17 protein-coding genes and 1 other RNA gene are annotated in these 18,736 nt (G+C 43.0%); 5 read left to right on the top strand and 13 right to left on the bottom strand.

The window, feature by feature from the left end; genetic code table 11:
- Window positions 1-144 precede the first annotated feature (144 nt).
- Window positions 145-1,188 carry a recombinase RecA gene (recA, locus tag AC4MBN_RS06115; RefSeq protein WP_004786150.1) on the top strand — a complete coding sequence of 348 codons (1,044 nt, stop codon included), beginning with the start codon at window positions 145-147 and terminating at the stop codon, window positions 1,186-1,188.
- A gap of 75 nt (window positions 1,189-1,263) precedes the next feature.
- On the top strand, window positions 1,264-1,878 hold the full coding sequence (locus tag AC4MBN_RS06110; RefSeq protein ID WP_180017671.1) for a regulatory protein RecX: 615 nt from the start codon (window positions 1,264-1,266) through the stop codon (window positions 1,876-1,878).
- Between the two features lie 300 nt (window positions 1,879-2,178).
- Here the strand turns inward: AC4MBN_RS06110 and ffs are convergent.
- An RNA gene (ffs, locus tag AC4MBN_RS06105) (signal recognition particle sRNA small type) lies at window positions 2,179-2,275 on the bottom strand.
- Window positions 2,276-2,570: 295 nt separating this feature from the next.
- On the opposite strand from ffs, the gene AC4MBN_RS06100 reads away from it, so the two are divergent.
- Window positions 2,571-3,374: a YbgF trimerization domain-containing protein gene (locus AC4MBN_RS06100; RefSeq protein WP_491880846.1), complete on the top strand. Its 804-nt coding sequence runs from the start codon at window positions 2,571-2,573 to the stop codon at window positions 3,372-3,374.
- Between the two features lie 70 nt (window positions 3,375-3,444).
- On the opposite strand, the gene lpxA is transcribed toward AC4MBN_RS06100, so the two are convergent.
- The 12 genes from lpxA to rimO form a co-directional block, all read right to left on the bottom strand.
- Window positions 3,445-4,233 (bottom strand): acyl-ACP--UDP-N-acetylglucosamine O-acyltransferase, encoded by a 789-nt coding sequence (gene lpxA, locus AC4MBN_RS06095; RefSeq protein ID WP_004786156.1) that lies wholly within the window; start codon window positions 4,231-4,233, stop codon window positions 3,445-3,447.
- Window positions 4,230-4,715, bottom strand: a complete 486-nt coding sequence (fabZ, locus tag AC4MBN_RS06090) for a 3-hydroxyacyl-ACP dehydratase FabZ (protein WP_171064833.1) — start codon at window positions 4,713-4,715, stop codon at window positions 4,230-4,232. The genes lpxA and fabZ overlap by 4 nt, the downstream gene beginning before the upstream one ends.
- A gap of 5 nt (window positions 4,716-4,720) precedes the next feature.
- Complete coding sequence (lpxD, locus tag AC4MBN_RS06085) at window positions 4,721-5,791, bottom strand: UDP-3-O-(3-hydroxymyristoyl)glucosamine N-acyltransferase (protein WP_491880845.1); 1,071 nt, start codon at window positions 5,789-5,791, stop codon at window positions 4,721-4,723.
- A 3-nt stretch (window positions 5,792-5,794) separates the two neighbouring features.
- Entirely contained in the window at window positions 5,795-6,286 is a 492-nt protein-coding gene (locus tag AC4MBN_RS06080) for an OmpH/Skp family outer membrane protein (RefSeq protein WP_213064459.1), read from the bottom strand.
- 80 nt (window positions 6,287-6,366) lie between these two features.
- A complete protein-coding gene (bamA, locus tag AC4MBN_RS06075; protein WP_491880945.1) occupies window positions 6,367-8,826 on the bottom strand; it encodes an outer membrane protein assembly factor BamA in 2,460 nt (819 codons plus the stop codon).
- Between the two features lie 83 nt (window positions 8,827-8,909).
- Complete coding sequence (gene rseP, locus AC4MBN_RS06070; protein WP_104426204.1) at window positions 8,910-10,265, bottom strand: RIP metalloprotease RseP; 1,356 nt, start codon at window positions 10,263-10,265, stop codon at window positions 8,910-8,912.
- A gap of 3 nt (window positions 10,266-10,268) precedes the next feature.
- Entirely contained in the window at window positions 10,269-11,465 is a 1,197-nt protein-coding gene (ispC, locus tag AC4MBN_RS06065; protein WP_491880844.1) for a 1-deoxy-D-xylulose-5-phosphate reductoisomerase, read from the bottom strand.
- Complete coding sequence (locus AC4MBN_RS06060) at window positions 11,466-12,290, bottom strand: phosphatidate cytidylyltransferase (RefSeq protein ID WP_004786167.1); 825 nt, start codon at window positions 12,288-12,290, stop codon at window positions 11,466-11,468.
- Between the two features lie 5 nt (window positions 12,291-12,295).
- On the bottom strand, window positions 12,296-13,048 hold the full coding sequence (gene uppS, locus AC4MBN_RS06055; protein ID WP_179992307.1) for a polyprenyl diphosphate synthase: 753 nt from the start codon (window positions 13,046-13,048) through the stop codon (window positions 12,296-12,298).
- A 7-nt stretch (window positions 13,049-13,055) separates the two neighbouring features.
- Window positions 13,056-13,610, bottom strand: coding sequence for a ribosome recycling factor (frr, locus tag AC4MBN_RS06050; RefSeq protein ID WP_005235283.1), 555 nt, complete (start codon window positions 13,608-13,610; stop codon window positions 13,056-13,058).
- A gap of 79 nt (window positions 13,611-13,689) precedes the next feature.
- Window positions 13,690-14,418 carry a UMP kinase gene (pyrH, locus tag AC4MBN_RS06045; protein ID WP_004786170.1) on the bottom strand — a complete coding sequence of 243 codons (729 nt, stop codon included), beginning with the start codon at window positions 14,416-14,418 and terminating at the stop codon, window positions 13,690-13,692.
- A gap of 46 nt (window positions 14,419-14,464) precedes the next feature.
- Window positions 14,465-15,808: a 30S ribosomal protein S12 methylthiotransferase RimO gene (gene rimO, locus AC4MBN_RS06040; protein ID WP_004786172.1), complete on the bottom strand. Its 1,344-nt coding sequence runs from the start codon at window positions 15,806-15,808 to the stop codon at window positions 14,465-14,467.
- Between the two features lie 350 nt (window positions 15,809-16,158).
- On the opposite strand from rimO, the gene glnL reads away from it, so the two are divergent.
- Complete coding sequence (gene glnL, locus AC4MBN_RS06035; protein ID WP_180017658.1) at window positions 16,159-17,268, top strand: nitrogen regulation protein NR(II); 1,110 nt, start codon at window positions 16,159-16,161, stop codon at window positions 17,266-17,268.
- Window positions 17,255-18,736, top strand: coding sequence for a nitrogen regulation protein NR(I) (gene glnG, locus AC4MBN_RS06030; protein ID WP_005235270.1), 1,482 nt, complete (start codon window positions 17,255-17,257; stop codon window positions 18,734-18,736). The genes glnL and glnG overlap by 14 nt, the downstream gene beginning before the upstream one ends.

Below are 18,736 nucleotides of genomic sequence, written 5' to 3'. Positions count from 1 at the left end.
TTCAAGCGTCAGCATGTGTCGTAACACTGCTGGATTTTATAGAATACAAGGGAAATTTCTGTCACTATATTCCTGTGGAACGAAGCTCTAATGTAAGACATCCACTTGAGTACTAAGTTTGTGACATCGTATTGAGGTTGTAAGATGGATGAGAATAAAAACAAGGCGCTCAACGCTGCCTTAAGCCAGATTGAAAAACAGTTTGGTAAAAACACAGTGATGCGTCTTGGTGACAATACCGTGCAAGCAGTTGAAGCTGTATCTACAGGTTCTTTAACGCTTGATATCGCACTCGGTATTGGTGGTTTACCGAAAGGCCGTATTATCGAGATTTATGGTCCTGAATCTTCAGGTAAGACCACAATGACATTGCAAGCGATTGCTGAATGTCAAAAAGCTGGCGGTACATGTGCATTCATAGATGCCGAGCACGCGCTTGATCCTCAATATGCCCGTAAACTCGGTGTAGATATTGATAACCTGCTGGTTTCTCAGCCAGACAACGGTGAACAGGCACTTGAAATCGCTGACATGCTGGTACGTTCTGGTGCGATTGACCTGATCGTAGTCGACTCTGTTGCTGCATTGACGCCTCGCGCCGAGATTGAAGGCGAAATGGGTGACTCACATATGGGTCTGCAAGCACGTTTGATGAGCCAGGCACTGCGTAAAATTACCGGTAATGCCAAGCGTTCAAACTGTATGGTGATTTTCATTAACCAGATCCGTATGAAGATTGGTGTAATGTTCGGTAGCCCGGAAACCACAACTGGTGGTAATGCACTTAAATTCTACGCTTCTGTACGTCTGGATATTCGCCGTATCGGTCAGGTGAAAGAAGGCGACGAGATTGTAGGTTCTGAAACCAAAGTCAAAGTTGTGAAAAACAAAATGGCACCTCCATTCAGAGAAGCTCTGTTCCAGATTCTGTATGGTAAAGGTGTTAACCATCTTGGTGAACTGATTGATCTTGCAGTACAGCAAGAAATCGTTCAAAAAGCGGGTGCATGGTATTCATATCAAGGCGACAAGATTGGCCAAGGTAAGAACAATACCATCCGTTATCTTGAAGAACACAAAGAACTGGCGGATACTATTGAAAAACTGATCCGTGAGCAACTGCTTACTACAGGCAAAGTAGTCGAAGATAAAGACGAAGAAGAACCAGCAGACTTTCTGGATGCATAATCCTTGAACGTCATAACAGAGCGCCCTACGGGGCGTTTTTGTTATTATGGAATGGATATTTTAATCGAGATCAATATGTCAGACGCAAAATTCAGCAAACTTTTGGACTATGACGCGATTAAACAGCAGTTTGGTGATGCTGAAGATTCAGTCACTCCTGCACCTGTTAAGTCACAGGCTTTGCCAGAATTTGATCCGGAAGACAGCTTATTTGGTAACTCCGATAAAGAGCAGAATAAACCCGGTCTAACCGGCACCCGTTTGCGTTCTTATGCTTTTGCTGTACTAACTCGCAAGGAATATTCCAAAGCTGAACTGATCGAAAAACTGGCGCTTTATGCAGAAGATCGTAATGAAGTGGTCACTTTGGTGGAAGAGCTATCTAGAGAAAATTATCAAAGTGATCAACGTGTCGCTGAAATCATGTTGTCGAGCCAAAAGCGTAAAGGCAAAGGTCCCAATCAGATTAAAATGAAGCTGAAAAGCAAAAAAATTGATACTGCCCTGATCAGTGAAGAACTCAAAGAAACGGACTGGGTACAACAGGCTTATGAACTGAAACTTAGAAAATATGGTCCAGAAGTAACAAAAGATCCAAAACTTAAAGCTAAACAGATCCGTTTTCTGATGTATCGTGGTTTTGAAATGGATGCGATCATGAAAGCGATTAGCCGCAAGGCCGAAGATTAATTCTTTTGTATTTGTGAAAATTACGCTTAGGCTATTTTATTATTTTCCTCTTTGCCATCCTACTTAAATAGTTTCCCTTATTACAATTAATCCCAAACAACAAAAAGCTTTCAAAAGCTCAAATTAAGATAGTTTATTTTTATGATTGAATTTCAATATTCCAAACAATATAGGCATCCACGAAAGCAGCTCTGGATAGAAATTTGAAAGTAAATATTAAAGGAATGAAATACAATAAAAATTAAGATTGAAAAATAAAGCGAGAATAGAGAAATTTTATAATTATAAATCTGGTGGCAACCCTACCAGCAAAGCTCCGGCACATCATAGATCTACTACCGTTGCTACCTTCCGGTCCTGGCGGGGTTCATAGAGTACAATTGCGAAGTAACCGGCAGGGCTACCATTACAGGAACAGAGTATAGAGATTTTTATTGAAGTTGCAAGGGCTGTATTTCAAATTTTCAGCATATGCTATCCGTTTGATTATTTTAAAAACAATATGCTCCAATATGTTGGTTTTTTAATATTCTTCACAATTAATTCATGAATATCGAAATTCACATGATCTTTGTAAAACCTTGTTGCAATTTCTAAAAATGCCGTTTTAAATGTGAAGCTATAAACGAGTTATCTCTTTTAGAATAAATGAGCTGCGGATACATAATCTCGCCAAGAATCATGGAACTTATATGATGTTTAAGAAACAGGTATTGTGTGCCCTCACTGCACTCTGTACAACCTCTCTTTTTGCTGCGATTCCTATCGAATCACGTGGACTCAGCCAAGGTGCTCAATCAAATAATATCAGCACTCAATCTGCTATTACTACAGGTGCAGATGCGCCTCAGACCAATACCAGCTGGCAGCTCATGCAAAAAAACCAGCAGCTTGAAAATGATCTACGCAGTTTACGTGGAAAAATCGAAGAACAAGAAAATGAGATCGAGAGATTAAAGAGCGAATTAACCAACCGCTATGCCGATCTGGATCAACGTCTGGAACTGTTGCAGCAAAAAATTGAACCTGCTGAAGATACCTCCGCGGAGGATAACCAACAGGATATTTCTCCCAGTTTAAGTTCTAATGCTCCAGTAGCCACTCATCAGGTACCTACAACGCAACAGCCGAGTGAGCAGGAAAAAGTGGCTTATACCATTGCACTGGATGCCTATAAAAATGGTGGTGCAGCTAAAGCCATTGCACCCATGCAAAATTTTATCAAGAATAATCCGAATAGCGTCTATATCAGCAATGCTCACTTCTGGTTAGCCGAATTTAACCTGTCGATTGATCCGCCGAATTTTAATGAAGCAAAGAAGAATTATCTGATCGTGGTTGACCGCTATCCGAATTCTGCAAAAGCCTCTACTGCCCTTTATCAGCTTTATAATATTAGTAAGGATGTAGAAAAGAACGCTACTCTTGCTTCGCAATATAAAGCGAAACTACTCAAGAACTATCCGAAAGCTGAAGAAGTTAAATTTCTTAAGTAAAATATAAAGCCTCAAAATAAAAAAGACACCACGCAGGTGTCTTTTTTAATTCCAACTTCGCTTCTATAACTTAACGCACAATGCCACGCTTGGATTGTTCAAGTGAATCAATCAGACGTTGGGCTTCAGACACTTCTGGAAGAATCTCGTTACGGATTTTCTCGATGGCTTCCTGAGTCGTTAAGCCAGATTTATAAATTAGCTTAAAGGATTCACGCAAACCATTAATCACGTCTTTTGACCAGCCTTTACGACGCATGCCTTCAACATTCATGGCAAATGCATGGGCCGGGTTACCCGATACCATCACATAGGCAGGAACATCTTTCAGAATCAGTGAAGCACCACCAATCATGCTATAAGAGTCAATTTTACAGAACTGGTGAATACCTGAGTTACCACCAATCACGACATAATCGCCTACGTGTACGTGACCCGCCACACCGACATTATTTGCGAAAATATTATGATCACCAACCATACAGTCATGTGCAATATGGGTATTTACCATTAACAGGTTATGACTGCCAATCTTGGTAATACCTTTGTCCTGAACCGTACCACGGTGCAGACTGCAGTGTTCACGAATCTTGTTATAATCACCAATTTCCAGCCAGGTTTCCTCACCTGCATATTTCAGATCCTGGCAGACTTCACCGACGCTGGCGAACTGAAAAATTTCATTATGTTCACCAATACGTGTGAAACCACCCACCACGACATGTGAATGCAGTTTGGTACCAGCACCAATCGTGACATTTGGCCCAATAATACAGTAAGGGCCAATCTGTACATCTGCAGCAATTACTGCAGATGCGTCAATGATGGCAGTTGGATGAATTAGGGGATTATTGCTCATGCCTGCTCGACTTTCAGATGGGAAACCATAATTTCCGCGGTTGTTGCGACAATGCCATCTACTGTGGCAATGCAATTATATTTATAAATGCCACGTTTTTGCATCACTAATTCAGATTTAAGTACTAATTGGTCACCAGCAACCACTTGTTTTTTAAATCGAACCTTTTCAGCTCCAGCAAAAAGGAATAATGAACCTTCTTTTGGAGTTTCATTATTCATGACAAAACCAAGGATACCTGAGATCTGTGCTAATGCCTCTACAATCAATACACCTGGCATGATCGGATAATTCGGAAAATGGCCTTGCAGAAACTCTTCATTAATTGAGACGTTTTTATAACCAACAATGCCATTTTCGGTAATATCAACAACGCGATCTACCAGCAGAAATGGATAGCGATGGGGCAAATATTCACGAATCTTTTGAATATTCATTGGCAATTCAGGCTTCGTGAATGTAGGCAAATTCGACTCTGTCATCATAATTATTTACGCAACTTAAATGTTGATTCAATGGACTCAATTTGAGATTGCATATGATCCAATCGTTTTACCAACTGGGTCAATGGCACATCTGCTAATTGTCTTAAGCGAACCACTGTGCGTTTCCATTGCTGATTTGGCAACAATCCCATGCCTGAAGAATAAGTGCCTTCCTCAGTAATGTTATTTGTCACCATTGACATTCCTGTCAAGGTCACATTATCGGTGATATGTAGGTGTCCTGCTACCCCACAAGCCCCCGCGAGAATACAGTTTTTGCCAATCGTGGTACTACCGGCAATCCCGCATTTGGCTGCAATCGCAGTATTTTCACCAATCTTGACGTTATGGGCGATTTGCACAAGATTATCAATAATGACACCTTGTTCCAGAATTGTGTCATCCAGTGCCCCTCGGTCAATACTACAGTTTGAGCCGATCCGGACATCATCTGCAATACGGACTGAACCCAACTGGGCAATTCGATGCCATTTCCCTTGATAAGGTGCGAAACCAAAACCTTCACTACCAATCACGGTATTAGCATGGATCCGAACACGATTACCGATTTTTGTAGCACCTGTTAAAGTCACATGTGCATCAATAAAACAGTCCCGGCCAATTTCAACCTGGTCGTCAATCTGAACGTGTGACTGGATAATGGTATTTTCACCCACCACACAACTCTCACCAATTACGGCATAGTGGCCAATATAGGCACTGTCAGCAATGATGGCAGATGGATGAATTTGTGCGGTACTTTCAATTCCCTGAGTCGTATGTTTTTTCTCAAAAACGTGAGTCAGAATTGCAAAAGCCAGATAAGGGTTGGCCACAACAATGAAGTTTTGCTGGGAAGTTAGCTGCTCTTTTAATTCAGCAGTCACAATTAAAGCGCCCGCCTTACTCTGAGCTGCCTGTTCCAGATATTTATCTGCATTGACAAATGCAAGGTCATGAGAGGTTGCATTTTCAAGACTTGCCAAACCTCTCAAACATAAATCTGCCTGACCTACATACTCACCTTGGACAAGACGAGCGAGGTCAGCTAACTGAAGTTTTTGATGATTCATCGATTATTTAATTGCATTAACCTTTTGAATCATTTTATCAGTTAAATCATACTTCGCGTCATAAGCAAGTACGGAATTTTTATTTAAAACCACATCTAGCTTGTTTTCTTGGCGTAATTGTTCAGCAGCACGCTTCAGATTTCCTTCAAAAGCTTTATTTACACTTTGCATACGCGTTTGCACGGTTGCCTGTACCTGTTGCTGCACCCCTGCCAGTTGAGTCGCTTTGCCTTCAAATTCTTTGGCTATTTTTTCACGTTCTGCTGGTGTTTTTGCAGCCTGACCTTTTTGCTTGATTGCAGCAAGGTCTTTTTGAAACTGTGCAATCTGTGCGGTTTGCGGCTTGATTTCATTTTCCAGAGTAGCATTTTGCTGCTTTAAATAGGTACTGTTTTGTACTACTTTTTCCAGATCAACGATTCCGTAATCATCTGCATGTGACAATGAAGTTAAACCCGCTAAAGCAATACCCATTGCCATCATCATTTTTTTCATATTTTTACCCATTCAAAAAATTTTGCTCACAAAACCTGATGGCTTTATGAGCAAAATCTGTATTTAAGATCAAAGTCTTCTTAGAAAGTACGTCCAATTTCAAACTGAACATTTTGAGTTTCATCACCGTCTTTATCATTCAACGGGTATGCATAGCTCAGTGATAATGGACCAATCATGGTAATCCAGGTGAAACCAGCACCTACGCTATAACGCATATTGCCTGCATCGAAACCAAAGTTATCTTTACAGTACTGTTTACCACTAATCGAGCTGCCATTCACGAAAATATTATCATTAGATACATCACACTGAGTATCAAATACTTGAGCACCTTCAGCAAAGAGTACCGGACGAACCTGACGCGCCCAATCTCCCTTAAATGGAACAGGCAGAACTAACTCAGTACCAAACTGAACTAAAGCATTACCACCCACTTCTTCCGGGGATGGGTCAGTTCGGCCGATGTCAGAGAAATATACGCCTGGATATTTAGGACCTAAGGTACTGTTTTCATAACCACGTACTGAACCATAACCACCGGCATAGAAGTTCTTATAGAAAGGCAGGTCATTACCATAGCCTAAACGGCCATAACCACGCAGAACAAAGTCTTTACCTAATGGGAAGAAAGCCTGAGCGTCATAAGTGAGCTTTTGATATTCCACATCACTACCTGGCAAGGCAATTTCTGCATTGACACGATGTGACATACCTGTCGTCGGGAACATTGGACGGTTCAAGGTATTATAAGACCAACCCAGATTCAGGTTATAGGTCAAGAAATCACCTTTAAACTCTTGACCATATGAGATGGTATCAAGTGGAGCGCCATTTGCATCTACACAGTTGCCTGTTGCAGATTCAACCTGACCTGGACAGAAGTCACCACGCTTGGTTTCTTTACCGCCATTACGTTCCAGATAGTCAGCCACATATGTAGATACGTATGGCCCTGTGGTAACTTCGGTCTGGTCTATATTCAGACCCAGGCTTACACTCTGGTTCTCATCAATTGGATAACCGAAGTTAATACCACCACCCAAGCTGTCTGTAACATAGTTGTTTACGTTATAGTCATCATCCAACTTTGTTTTACGGTAGTAAAGATTATAACCGCGACGTACACCATCAATCGTGAAGTACGGGTCCATTACACTCAAGTTATAGTAATCTTGAGTTTCAGAACGTGACAGATCAATCGAAACGCTGTTCCCTGTACCCAGGAAGTTAGTCTGACTTAATCCAGCCTGGAACGTTACACCACCACTTTGAGAGAAACCAACAGCTAGAGTACTTGTACCTGAATGCTGTTCTTCAACTGCCACATTCAAATCAATTTGATCCGGTGATCCTGGAATACGAACAGGCTTGATATCAACTGTTTTAAAGAAACCAGTACGTTCTAAACGTACTTTAGACAGGTCAATCTTCTCATTGCTTGCCAGCGCACTTTCCATCTGGCGCATTTCACGACGTAATACTTCATCGGCAGTTTTAGAATTACCGGTGAAGTTGATCCGACGTACAGTCACTTGCTGACCTGGGTTAATATAATAGTTCAGGTCAACCTGTTTAGTTTCATTATTAATCTGAGGTACAACATTTACTTCAGCATAGTAATAACCAGCATTACCATATTTACGTAGCAATAGCTGCTTGACCGAATTCACTCGTTCCTGAGAGTATGTGTCGCCTTCTTTATACAACTGCAAAGCTTGCAGCTCTTCAGGTTTATAAAGCGCATCACCCAGGAATTTGGTTTGTCCAAACTTAAACTGTTCGCCTTCATTGACTGAAACCTCAATAAAGACATTCTTTTTATCTTCACTCAGGTTCAGACTTGAATTGGTAATATTGAAGTTGATGTAACCGCGGTTCAGATACATCGCACGTAAAGCTTCCAGGCTCGCAGCCATTTTTTCACGTGCATAACGGTCATTACGCGAAATGACAGAACTCCAGCCACTTTCTTTAACAGCAAAGGCTTGCTTGATATCTGATTCTTTAAAAACAGTATTACCGATAATATTGATATCAAAAACTTTAGCCGCTTTACCTTCAACAAAATCGATCAGCACTTCAACGCGGTTGTTTGGTCGAGGTGTCGTTGTTACCGTAATATCGGCATCATAACGACCTTGCTGCATATATTGCTGTTCCAGCTCGGTTTCGACTGTTTGCAGTGCAGATTTCTTCAGCACCTCACCTTCAGCCAGACCCATTTTTTTCAGGCCTTCTTCAAGCGCTTCCTTTGGAATCAGCTTATTGCCTTTCAGCTCAATTTTCGAAATTACCGGACGTTCTACGACCTGGAATACCAAGGTATTGCCTTGTTGAACGGCTTTAATGTCATCAAATAGCCCAGATGCATACAGGCTACGAATCGCATTGGCAATGATCGGATCATTCACCCGGTCACCACTGTTGATTGGCACCAAGCCGTACACATTTTCTGGAGTTAAACGTACCAATCCATCAAATTTTATATCTTGTACAATGAAGTCTTCTGCCGCATATACTTGTTGTGCTACTGCCATTGCACTAACGAGTGCCAAAGGCATAAATAAATGTGTGTGCTGCATGCCAGTCTTTTCCGCTGTTAATTATTCCATTTACGTTATTATAAACGCATAAAGTCATTAAATAATGCCAAAAGCATCATACTGCCGAGCAGTACCATACCAATTTTTAATCCAACCAATTGTATTTGTTCAGAAACAGGTTTACCACGAATTAATTCGATAAAATAATAAACCAGATGTCCGCCATCAAGCATTGGGATTGGCAATAAGTTTAATATCCCTAAACTTACACTCATTAGCGCCATAAAGGAAATAAAAGTTTCCCAACCCATTTCCGCGCTTTGTCCCGCCACTTTGGCAATGGTAATCGGACCGGAAAGATTATCCAGACCAATCAGACCACGTACCATTTTGACGATCGAGTTCAGAATCATTGAAGACAGATGTGCTGTCTTGTCAAAGGCCATCACCATCGCCTCAACAGGTGTATAGTGAATCGTCTGTTTATATTCAGCAGGAATTGTCACCTTGCCCGGATCACTTTGAACTCCGAGCATACCGGTTACATTCCCCATATTGTCACGTTTGCCTTGCGGCATGACCTGAAGATGCACGACCTGATTACCACGTAATACATCTATCTTAAGTAATTTTTCTGGTGATGCCTGTACAACCTGTACCACATCGAACCAGTCTTTCATCTGTACACCATCAATGGCCAGAATCTTGTCACCTTCTTTAAGACCCTGACGAATGGCTGCACCATCTTCACTCAATTTGCTCACCACAGCCGGAATTTCCGGACGATATGGCAAGAAACCTAGTGTATCAAGGGGTGACTGACTTTGATCTTTAAGAAAGTCTTGAATTGGTAACTGGAATATCTTGTTTTCACCCGCACGGTCTGCCTGAATCGAGACCACACCAGTCTCACCCACACGATCTACCAAGGCATAACTCAGTTTTTCCCAAGTTTCGACTTGCGCACCATCTACAGCGACAATCTTGTCACCCGGCTGCATCTGTACTGCGGCTGCCGGTGTGTTTGGTAAGACCTTGCCTACGCGAGTATTAAGCTGTTCTTGTGCAGGTAAAAAAAGCACCCAAAACAGGACAACGGCTAAAAGCAAATTAATGAGAGGACCCGCAGCAACGATGGCAATACGTTTCCAGGGATGCTGACGGTTAAAGGCTTTAGGCAAGTCTTCTTCTGCCACACTGCCTTCACGCTCGTCTAGCATTTTGACATAGCCACCCAAAGGCAAAGCTGAAAGCTGATATTGGATACCGGACTTTTTGGAAGTCCATTTTAGGAGGGTTGGCCCAAAGCCAATGGAATAGACCAGTACTTTAACGCCCAGTTTACGTGCCACAATGTAGTGACCAAACTCGTGAATCGCAATTAAGGGACCGAGTAATAGGATTGCGGCTGCAATAATAAACAAGGCGTTCATGTCTTAACTTCCTTTATTCACAACATATTGCTGTGATAAACCTCGTGCTGTGTGATCTGCATGCAGAATAGTATCCAGATCATGTGCTGGCTGATTTTCCATCTGGTTCAGGACAGTTTCAACCACCTGAGGAATTTGGGTAAATCTGATTTGCTGATTTAAAAATGCAGCAACTGCAATTTCATTGGCCGCATTTAAAATTGTAGGCGCAATCCCACCACTCTTCATGGCTTGACGCGCTAATTTCAGTGCCGGAAAACGAACCACATCCGGTTCCTGGAAATTCAGCTGTGAATGCTTAAACAAATCCAGAGCCGGGATATGGGTACTGATCCGTTGTGGCCATGCCAAAGCATGTGCAATTGGCGTGCCCATATCCGGGTTGCCCATTTGTGCCAATGTCGACCCGTCCACATATTGCACCATGGAATGAATAATACTCTGTGGATGCACAACAACTGTAACAAATTGTTCTTGAACTGCAAACAAATGACACGCTTCGATAAGTTCCAGCCCTTTATTCATTAAAGTAGCTGAATCTACAGAAATCTTTTGCCCCATTGACCAGTTTGGATGTTTGCAGGCTTGAGCAGGCGTCACATCATGCAATTGTTCAAGAGAATGATTCAGGAATGGACCGCCAGAAGCAGTCAGTAAAATCTGATGAACACCGAGCTTAGGTTGACCATTACGTTCGGCATCAAAGTAGTTTTGAGGCAGGCACTGGAAAATCGCATTATGTTCAGAGTCGACTGGCAATAATAATGCACCATAATCTCGCGCAGCTTGCATCATGATGTCGCCGGACATGACCAAGGCTTCTTTATTGGCCAATAGGACACGCTTACCCGCTTTGACTGCAGCCAATGTAGGAAGCAGGCCCGCCGCCCCGACAATTGCTGCCATCACGATATCAACATCCGCATGCTCTGCAACTGAAATTAAGCCTGCTTCGTCCTGAAGAATTTTGATATCTGATAAGCCCTGCACTTGTAGCAGCTCAGAAAGCTCATCGACTTTATTTGCAGGCACTACAGCCACTTTAGGACGGTACTGCTGACAGATTTCTGCCAGCTCAGTAATACGACTTTGCGCTGTCACAGCGAAAACCGAGTAAGCTTCAGGATGTTGCTGCAAAATTTTTAAAGTACTTTGACCAATTGAACCTGTAGCACCCAGTATACAAACAGCTTGTGACATTTATAAATCTACGCCAATAAGTTTTAAAACATATATGCCTGTTGCAAAGATAGGAGCTGCAGCAAGCAAAGAATCAATACGATCTAGTACACCACCATGACCCGGCAAAATACGGCCCGAATCCTTGATTCCAGCACGACGCTTGATCATGGATTCAAACAGGTCACCTAGCACTGAACTAAATACGGTAATAACAGAAAGGATCAAGAACAGACATAGCTCTGGCCAGGTCATATCCAGATAAAGTGAAGCGACGGCAACCACGATGAGCATGGAGGTAAGAATACCGCCATATAGGCCTTCTACCGACTTGTTTGGGCTGACATTTGGTGCGAGTTTTTTCTTGCCGAACTTGCGTCCAACAAAGTAAGCGCCACTGTCTGCACCCCAAACCAGCAGGAACAGGTACATCAACCACCACGGGGAGTTTAGCCAAACCGAGAAGATTGCTGTAACAGCAGCAGAAACCAGCACAATCCCGATGCCGTGCAAGCTGACATTGTACCAGCCATCATAATCAGGATAGGTTTTAACCCAGTAGATACTTAGCAACCAGGTCAGAATAGATGCTGACCACAACAATAAGGCCACATCCCAATAGTATAAAGCCAGTGCAGATAAGGCTGCAGTCAGTAGACCATAGCCCCACGCCACTGGCTTGATTACATTTTTACATTTTCGCGGCATGAGTTTAAACCACTCATAGCCTGCCACCCCGGCAGCCACAACCATCAATGCGAACATTGGATATTGTGATTTGGTCGCAAACATACAGCTTAGTACGACTGCAACCAGCACCAATGCGGTTATAATCCGCTCAAACATGTGTATTAATTCTCAAGTCTTTCTTGAAGAATCTGCTCTGATGTTTTACCGAAACGACGTTCGCGCCCGCCAAATACAGCAAGTGCGTCATCGAATTCCTCTACGGTAAATTCTGGCCATAAGGTCTCAGTAAAATACAGCTCTGCATATGCTGCCTGCCAGAGCAGGAAATTGGACAGGCGGAAATCTCCACCGGTACGAATCAGCAGATCAACAGGCGGCAAGTCACTCAAACTGACATATTGACCGAACACATCAGTATCAATTGCTTCAAGATCTAATTTATTTGTTAAAACATCCGCAGCAATCTGCTTTGCAGCTTGTGCCATGTCCCACATTCCACCATAGCTGATTGCAATGGTAAGCGTCATACTATCGAAATTAGCAGTCCTTTGTTCTGCTTGCAACATCAATGCTTGCAGTTCAGGAGATAAACGCGACCGATCACCAATAAAACGTAAAGCAATATTAAATTTTTGCATACGTGGCAACTGTTCATGAATCGTGTCTTCCAACAACTTCATGAGCAGGTCGACCTCATATTGGGGACGGTTCCAGTTTTCGCTGGAGAATGCAAAGACCGTTAAAGCCTGGATATTTCTTTTTCTACAATGTTCAACAATCGGGTCTAGAACCGTTTTTCCTTCACGGTGTCCATCGCCTTTCTGCATCTGATTTTTTTTGGCAAAACGATTGTTGCCATCCATGATGATGGCAACATGTTTTGGAAGACGGGAATTTTCTTCAGAAGCGGTCATTGATGAATTAGACCTTCATCAATTCAGCTTCTTTCGCAGCCAAGCGTTTGTCTACTTCAGCAACAAATTTGTCTGTGATTTTCTGAATTTCGTCAGATGCACGACGTTCATCATCTTCAGAAATTTCTTTTTCTTTCAACAATGCTTTGATGTCACCCAATACATCACGACGGATGTTACGGATCGCAACTTTGGCATTTTCAGCTTCGTTACGTGCAACTTTCTGCATGTCACGACGAGTTTCTTCAGTCAATGCGGCCATTGGTACACGGATCGCGTCAGCAGTAATCGGGTTCAAGCCAAGATCAGACTCACGGATCGCCTTATCAATTGCAGCAACCATTGAACGTTCAAACGGTTGAACCAGCAATGTACGTGAATCTTCCACGCCTACGTTAGCAACCTGGTTCAATGGCACATCAGAGCCGTAGTAAGGAACCATGACACCGTTCAAAATTGATGGATGCGCACGTCCGGTACGAACTTTTGCGAAACCATGTTCTAACGAGTCAAGAGACTTGTTCATACGCTCTTCTGCGTCTTTTTTAAGATCGTTAATCATATGATCTTCCTTACTTAATTCTTAAAAGATGTATTTACTAAATTAGGAGGTAGTATAAAGGGCTTTGTAGCTCGCGTCATTAATTGGTGACGTGAGTTCCTTCTTTTTCACCCATCACCACTGAAAGCAATGCGCCAGATTTGTTCATGTCAAATACTTGAAGTGGCACATTATGATCACGACATAGGCAGATCGCGGTTAAATCCATGACGCCCAACTTCTCGTCCAGCACCTGATCAAATGTCAATGTATCGTATTTCACTGCATCTTCGTATTTGCTTGGGTCTTTGTTGTAAACACCATCAACTTTAGTCGCTTTCAGGATCAGGTCAGATTCAATCTCGATACCACGCAAACAAGCTGCTGTATCCGTAGTAAAGAACGGATTACCTGTACCCGCTACAAATACGCACACTTCACCTTGAGTCAGATGACGAATCGCATCACGGCTAGAATAAGATTCAACCACTGCACCAATCGGTAATGCAGACATTAGACGGGTTTTAATATTACGGCGTACCAAAGCATCGCGTAATGCCAGACCGTTCATGACAGTTGCCAGCATACCCATCTGGTCACCGGTTACACGACCTACCAGACCGTCTTTTTGCAACTGGCTACCACGGTACAGGTTACCACCGCCCACCACGATACCGACTTGTACACCCAAACCCACGAGATGCGCAATAGAAAGTGACATCTGATCGAGCACTTGTGCATCGATACCCATGTCTTTGTTCCCTGCCAGTGCTTCACCAGATAGCTTTAGCAGGATGCGACCAAATCGTGGCTTTTTAGAATCCAACATCATCAAACTCCAAATTATTTAATATAAATTCTTTTAATTCAAAATCTTAAGCAGACTTGATTGAGATCAGCTTAGCAAATAAATCATATTCATCTGCATCAGTGATTTCGACTTCAAGCAAATCCCCTGCCTTAATCACACTTTTGTCGATATCTTCAACAAAAACATTACCATCAATTTCAGGCGCATCCGCATATGAGCGTGCTACAGCAACCGGGAATTCTTCTTCCAGGTCATCGACTAGCACAGTCATTTTCTGGCCAATACGTTTTTGTAGCTTCGCTGCTGAAATTTCCTGCTGAACCTGCATGAAACGTTCATAACGTTCTTGCTTGATCTCTTCCGGCACATGGTCTGGAAGATCATTCGCCGTCGCACCTTCAACTGGTGAGTAAGTAAAACAGCCAACGCGATCCAGTTGTGCTTCTTTCAGCCAGTCCAGAAGCATCTGGAAATCTTCTTCCGTTTCGCCCGGGAAACCTACCACAAATGTAGAACGGATGACCAAGTCAGGACATTTCTCACGCCAAACTTTTAAACGCTCCAGTGTATTTTCACTATGTGCTGGACGTTTCATCAGCTTCAGGATTCTTGGGCTGGCATGCTGGAATGGAATATCCAGATAAGGCAGGATTTTGCCTTGAGCCATTAAATCAATCACAGCATCTACGTGTGGATATGGATAGACATAGTGCAGACGCACCCAGATGCCCAACTGACCCAATGCTTCACACATGTCATAGAATTTGGTTTTAACTGGCTGACCGTTCCAGAAGTCCAATTTGTATTTGGTGTCAACGCCATAAGCAGAAGTATCCTGGGAGATCACGAGTACTTCTTTAACACCTGAACGTTTCAGTGCCGCAGCTTCTTCAAGCACAGAACCGACTGGACGGGAAACCAGATCACCACGCATGCTTGGAATGATGCAGAAGGTACAACGGTGGTTACAGCCTTCTGATATTTTCAGGTATGCATAATGTTTAGGGGTTAAACGGATACCCTGCTCAGGCACCAGATCAATAAATGGATTGTGTTTTGGCGGCTCAGGAACATACTCATGTACCGCATCCATCACTTCTTCATATGCTGCTGCACCCGTCACTTTCAGGACATTCGGGTGCATTTGGCGAATTTTATCTTCGTCTTTTCCTAGACAACCTGTTACGATAACACGACCATTCGCGCTCATCGCTTCACCGATGGCATCTAAAGACTCTTGTACTGCAGATTCAATAAAACCACAGGTATTTACTACTACTAAATCAGCACCGTCATAATCCGATGCGACATCATAACCTTCAGTCTTTAACTGAGTTAAAATTCGTTCAGAATCTACCAATGCCTTAGGACAACCTAAAGATACAAAACCGACTTTGGGGGACTTCATGAATCTGCGCTCCACTAGAATGCGCGTATTGTATGTCTTTTCGCATCATAAAAATAGTTGAAATGGCCACTCTTTGCATCACGCACTAAAATAACGCCATAAAATATTCAATATAAAAGCTTATGCACCAAAATGAATCATTTTAGGTTTACAGCCTCAATTTAATCCGTTATACCTGAGTTTGATTGGGCATCCCCGTCAGATTTCGTGCATTTTTCAGCAAAATTTTAACAAGAGTTCTAAAGTTGGCGTGCATCTTGCTTAATTTGCCTCAAATCTGAACTTTGAAATTGTTATTTTGCTTTATGAAGATGTCATTGCGCCATTTTAATACAGGAAAACCACCGCTAATGGATCAGCCTCTTTCCATCGACTATCGCCTTTTGGTGGACAACCTGACCACTGCCATTATGCTGGTTGATAGTCATCTGAATATTTATTACTTAAATACGGCCTGCGAGGCCATGTTTGATGTCAGCCTGTTACGCGCATCAGGTACGCCGGTATTGAACATACTTCAAGCGCCGACAGATGAATTCAACACTGAAGAATCACTCTATAACACGCTGTATACCGGCCAACCTTATACTCGCCGTGAGGCGACGATCATCGTCAACTTTAAAGACATTCATGTGGACTATACGGTTTCCCTGCTCAATGCGGGCAAGCCAAATCATCCTTTATTGTTGATCGAGCTGAATCAGCGTGACCGTATGCTGAAAATCTCACGTGAAGAAAACTATATCCAGCAGCATCAAGTTGCGCGCCAATTAATTCGCGGTGTTGCACATGAGATCAAGAATCCACTCGGTGGCATTCGTGGTGCAACCCAGCTTCTGGCACGTAGCCTTGAAGATCCAAAATATAAAGAGTTCACTGACATTATTATTAGTGAAGTGGATCGCCTGAGAAATCTGGCAGATAGCATGCTCGGTTCACGCCAGCTACCAAGCTATGAAATGGTCAATGTGCATGAGCCTTTAGAACGTGTCCGCTCACTGATCGTGAATCAAACTAAAAAGAAAATTAAAATTACCCGGGACTATGACCTGTCCCTACCGGAAGTTCTGGCAGATCGTGATCAGCTCATTCAGGTCATGCTAAATATCTGCGTGAATGCCGTTCAGGCGATGACAGAAAACAAGGATTTCTTTGTCGAGCATCAACCGGAACTCATTTTAAGAACCCGGATTCAGCGTCTTTATACCATTAGTGGTGTGATTCACCGATCTGTGGTTCGAATCGACATTGAAGATAATGGTCCTGGTGTTCCAGACGATATTATCGAAGCCGTGTTCTACCCGCTGGTGACCAGCCGTGCCAAAGGTACCGGATTAGGTCTCAGCATTGCTCAAAATATTATGCATCAACATAACGGAATGATTGAATGCCAGTCAGTTCCAGGAAAAACCGTATTTAGCTTATTTTTACCTTGGGAGTCAGATCATGTCGCGAAATAAAATATGGGTGATTGATGACGATCGTGCCATGCGTTGGGTACTAGAAAAAACATTTAAAGAAGAAGGTTTCGACGTTACCAGTTTTGAAGAAGCCCAGTCAGCACTTGATCAATTGGGCGTAGATGCACCTGATGTGATCCTGACCGATATCCGTATGCCGGGTATTGATGGTTTGACCTTTTTAGGCAAGGTGAAAAATACCAATCCTGATCTGCCAGTTATTATTATGACAGCACATTCGGATCTGGAATCAGCGGTATCCAGCTATCAAACGGGTGCTTTTGAATATCTGCCAAAGCCATTTGATATTGATGAAGCATTGGCACTGGTTAATCGTGCGATTTTGCATATCACCAAATTACAGCAGCAAGAATCTGCCAAATCTGCACCAACGATTCAGTCAACTGAGATTATTGGTGAATCGCCTGCGATGCAGGAAGTGTTCCGTGCGATTGGCCGTTTATCTCAATCACATATTACCGTGCTGATTAATGGTGAATCCGGTACAGGTAAAGAACTGGTAGCGCATGCCCTGCACCGCCATTCACCGCGTAGCAATAAACCGTTTATTGCACTGAACATGGCGGCAATTCCAAAAGACCTGATTGAAACTGAATTATTCGGTCATGAAAAAGGTGCATTCACTGGTGCAAATACGCAACGTCAGGGCCGTTTTGAACAGGCCAACGGCGGTACGCTGTTCCTGGATGAAATTGGCGACATGCCTTTTGAAACACAAACGCGTTTGTTACGTGTCCTGGCAGATGGTGAATTCTATCGTGTTGGTGGTCACATTCCGGTTAAAGTTGATGTACGTATTGTGGCTGCAACCCATCAGGACCTGGAAAAGCTGGTACATGATGGTCGCTTCCGTGAAGACTTGTATCACCGTTTAAACGTAATCCGTATTCATATTCCTAAATTGGCACATCGCTCTGAAGATATTCCAATGCTGGCACAGCACTTCCTGGCGCGTGCAGGTAAAGAACTGGGTGTAAATCCTAAAATCTTACGTCCTGAAACTCAGGAATATATGCAGAAGCTGCCTTGGCAAGGTAATGTGCGTCAGCTTGAAAATACCTGTCGCTGGCTAACCGTGATGATCACAGGCCGTGAAGTTTATCCAGAAGATCTGCCACCTGAATTAAAACAGATTCCAATTCAGCAGCAAGATCCGGGTGCTCCAATTCCAAACCTGAATCAAATTGCGCCGCATCACTGGGATGAATTACTGGGTCAATGGGCAATCCAGAAACTGAAAAACGGCGAAATGAAGCTGTTAGATGTGGCTACACCAATGTTTGAACGCACACTCATCAATGCTGCACTACAACAAACCCGTGGTCGTAAGCGTCATGCAGCCGAACTATTAGGTTGGGGACGTAATACCCTCACCCGTAAGTTGAAAGAACTCGGCATGGACAGTGCGGACGATGATGAAGTCGAAGAAGTCGAAGGCCAAGCCTGA

It is taken from the genome of Acinetobacter sp. CAU_H_60 (assembly GCF_058599385.1).
Note: the sequence above shows the minus strand (reverse complement) of the source record. Positions and strands in the feature narration are given on the sequence as shown.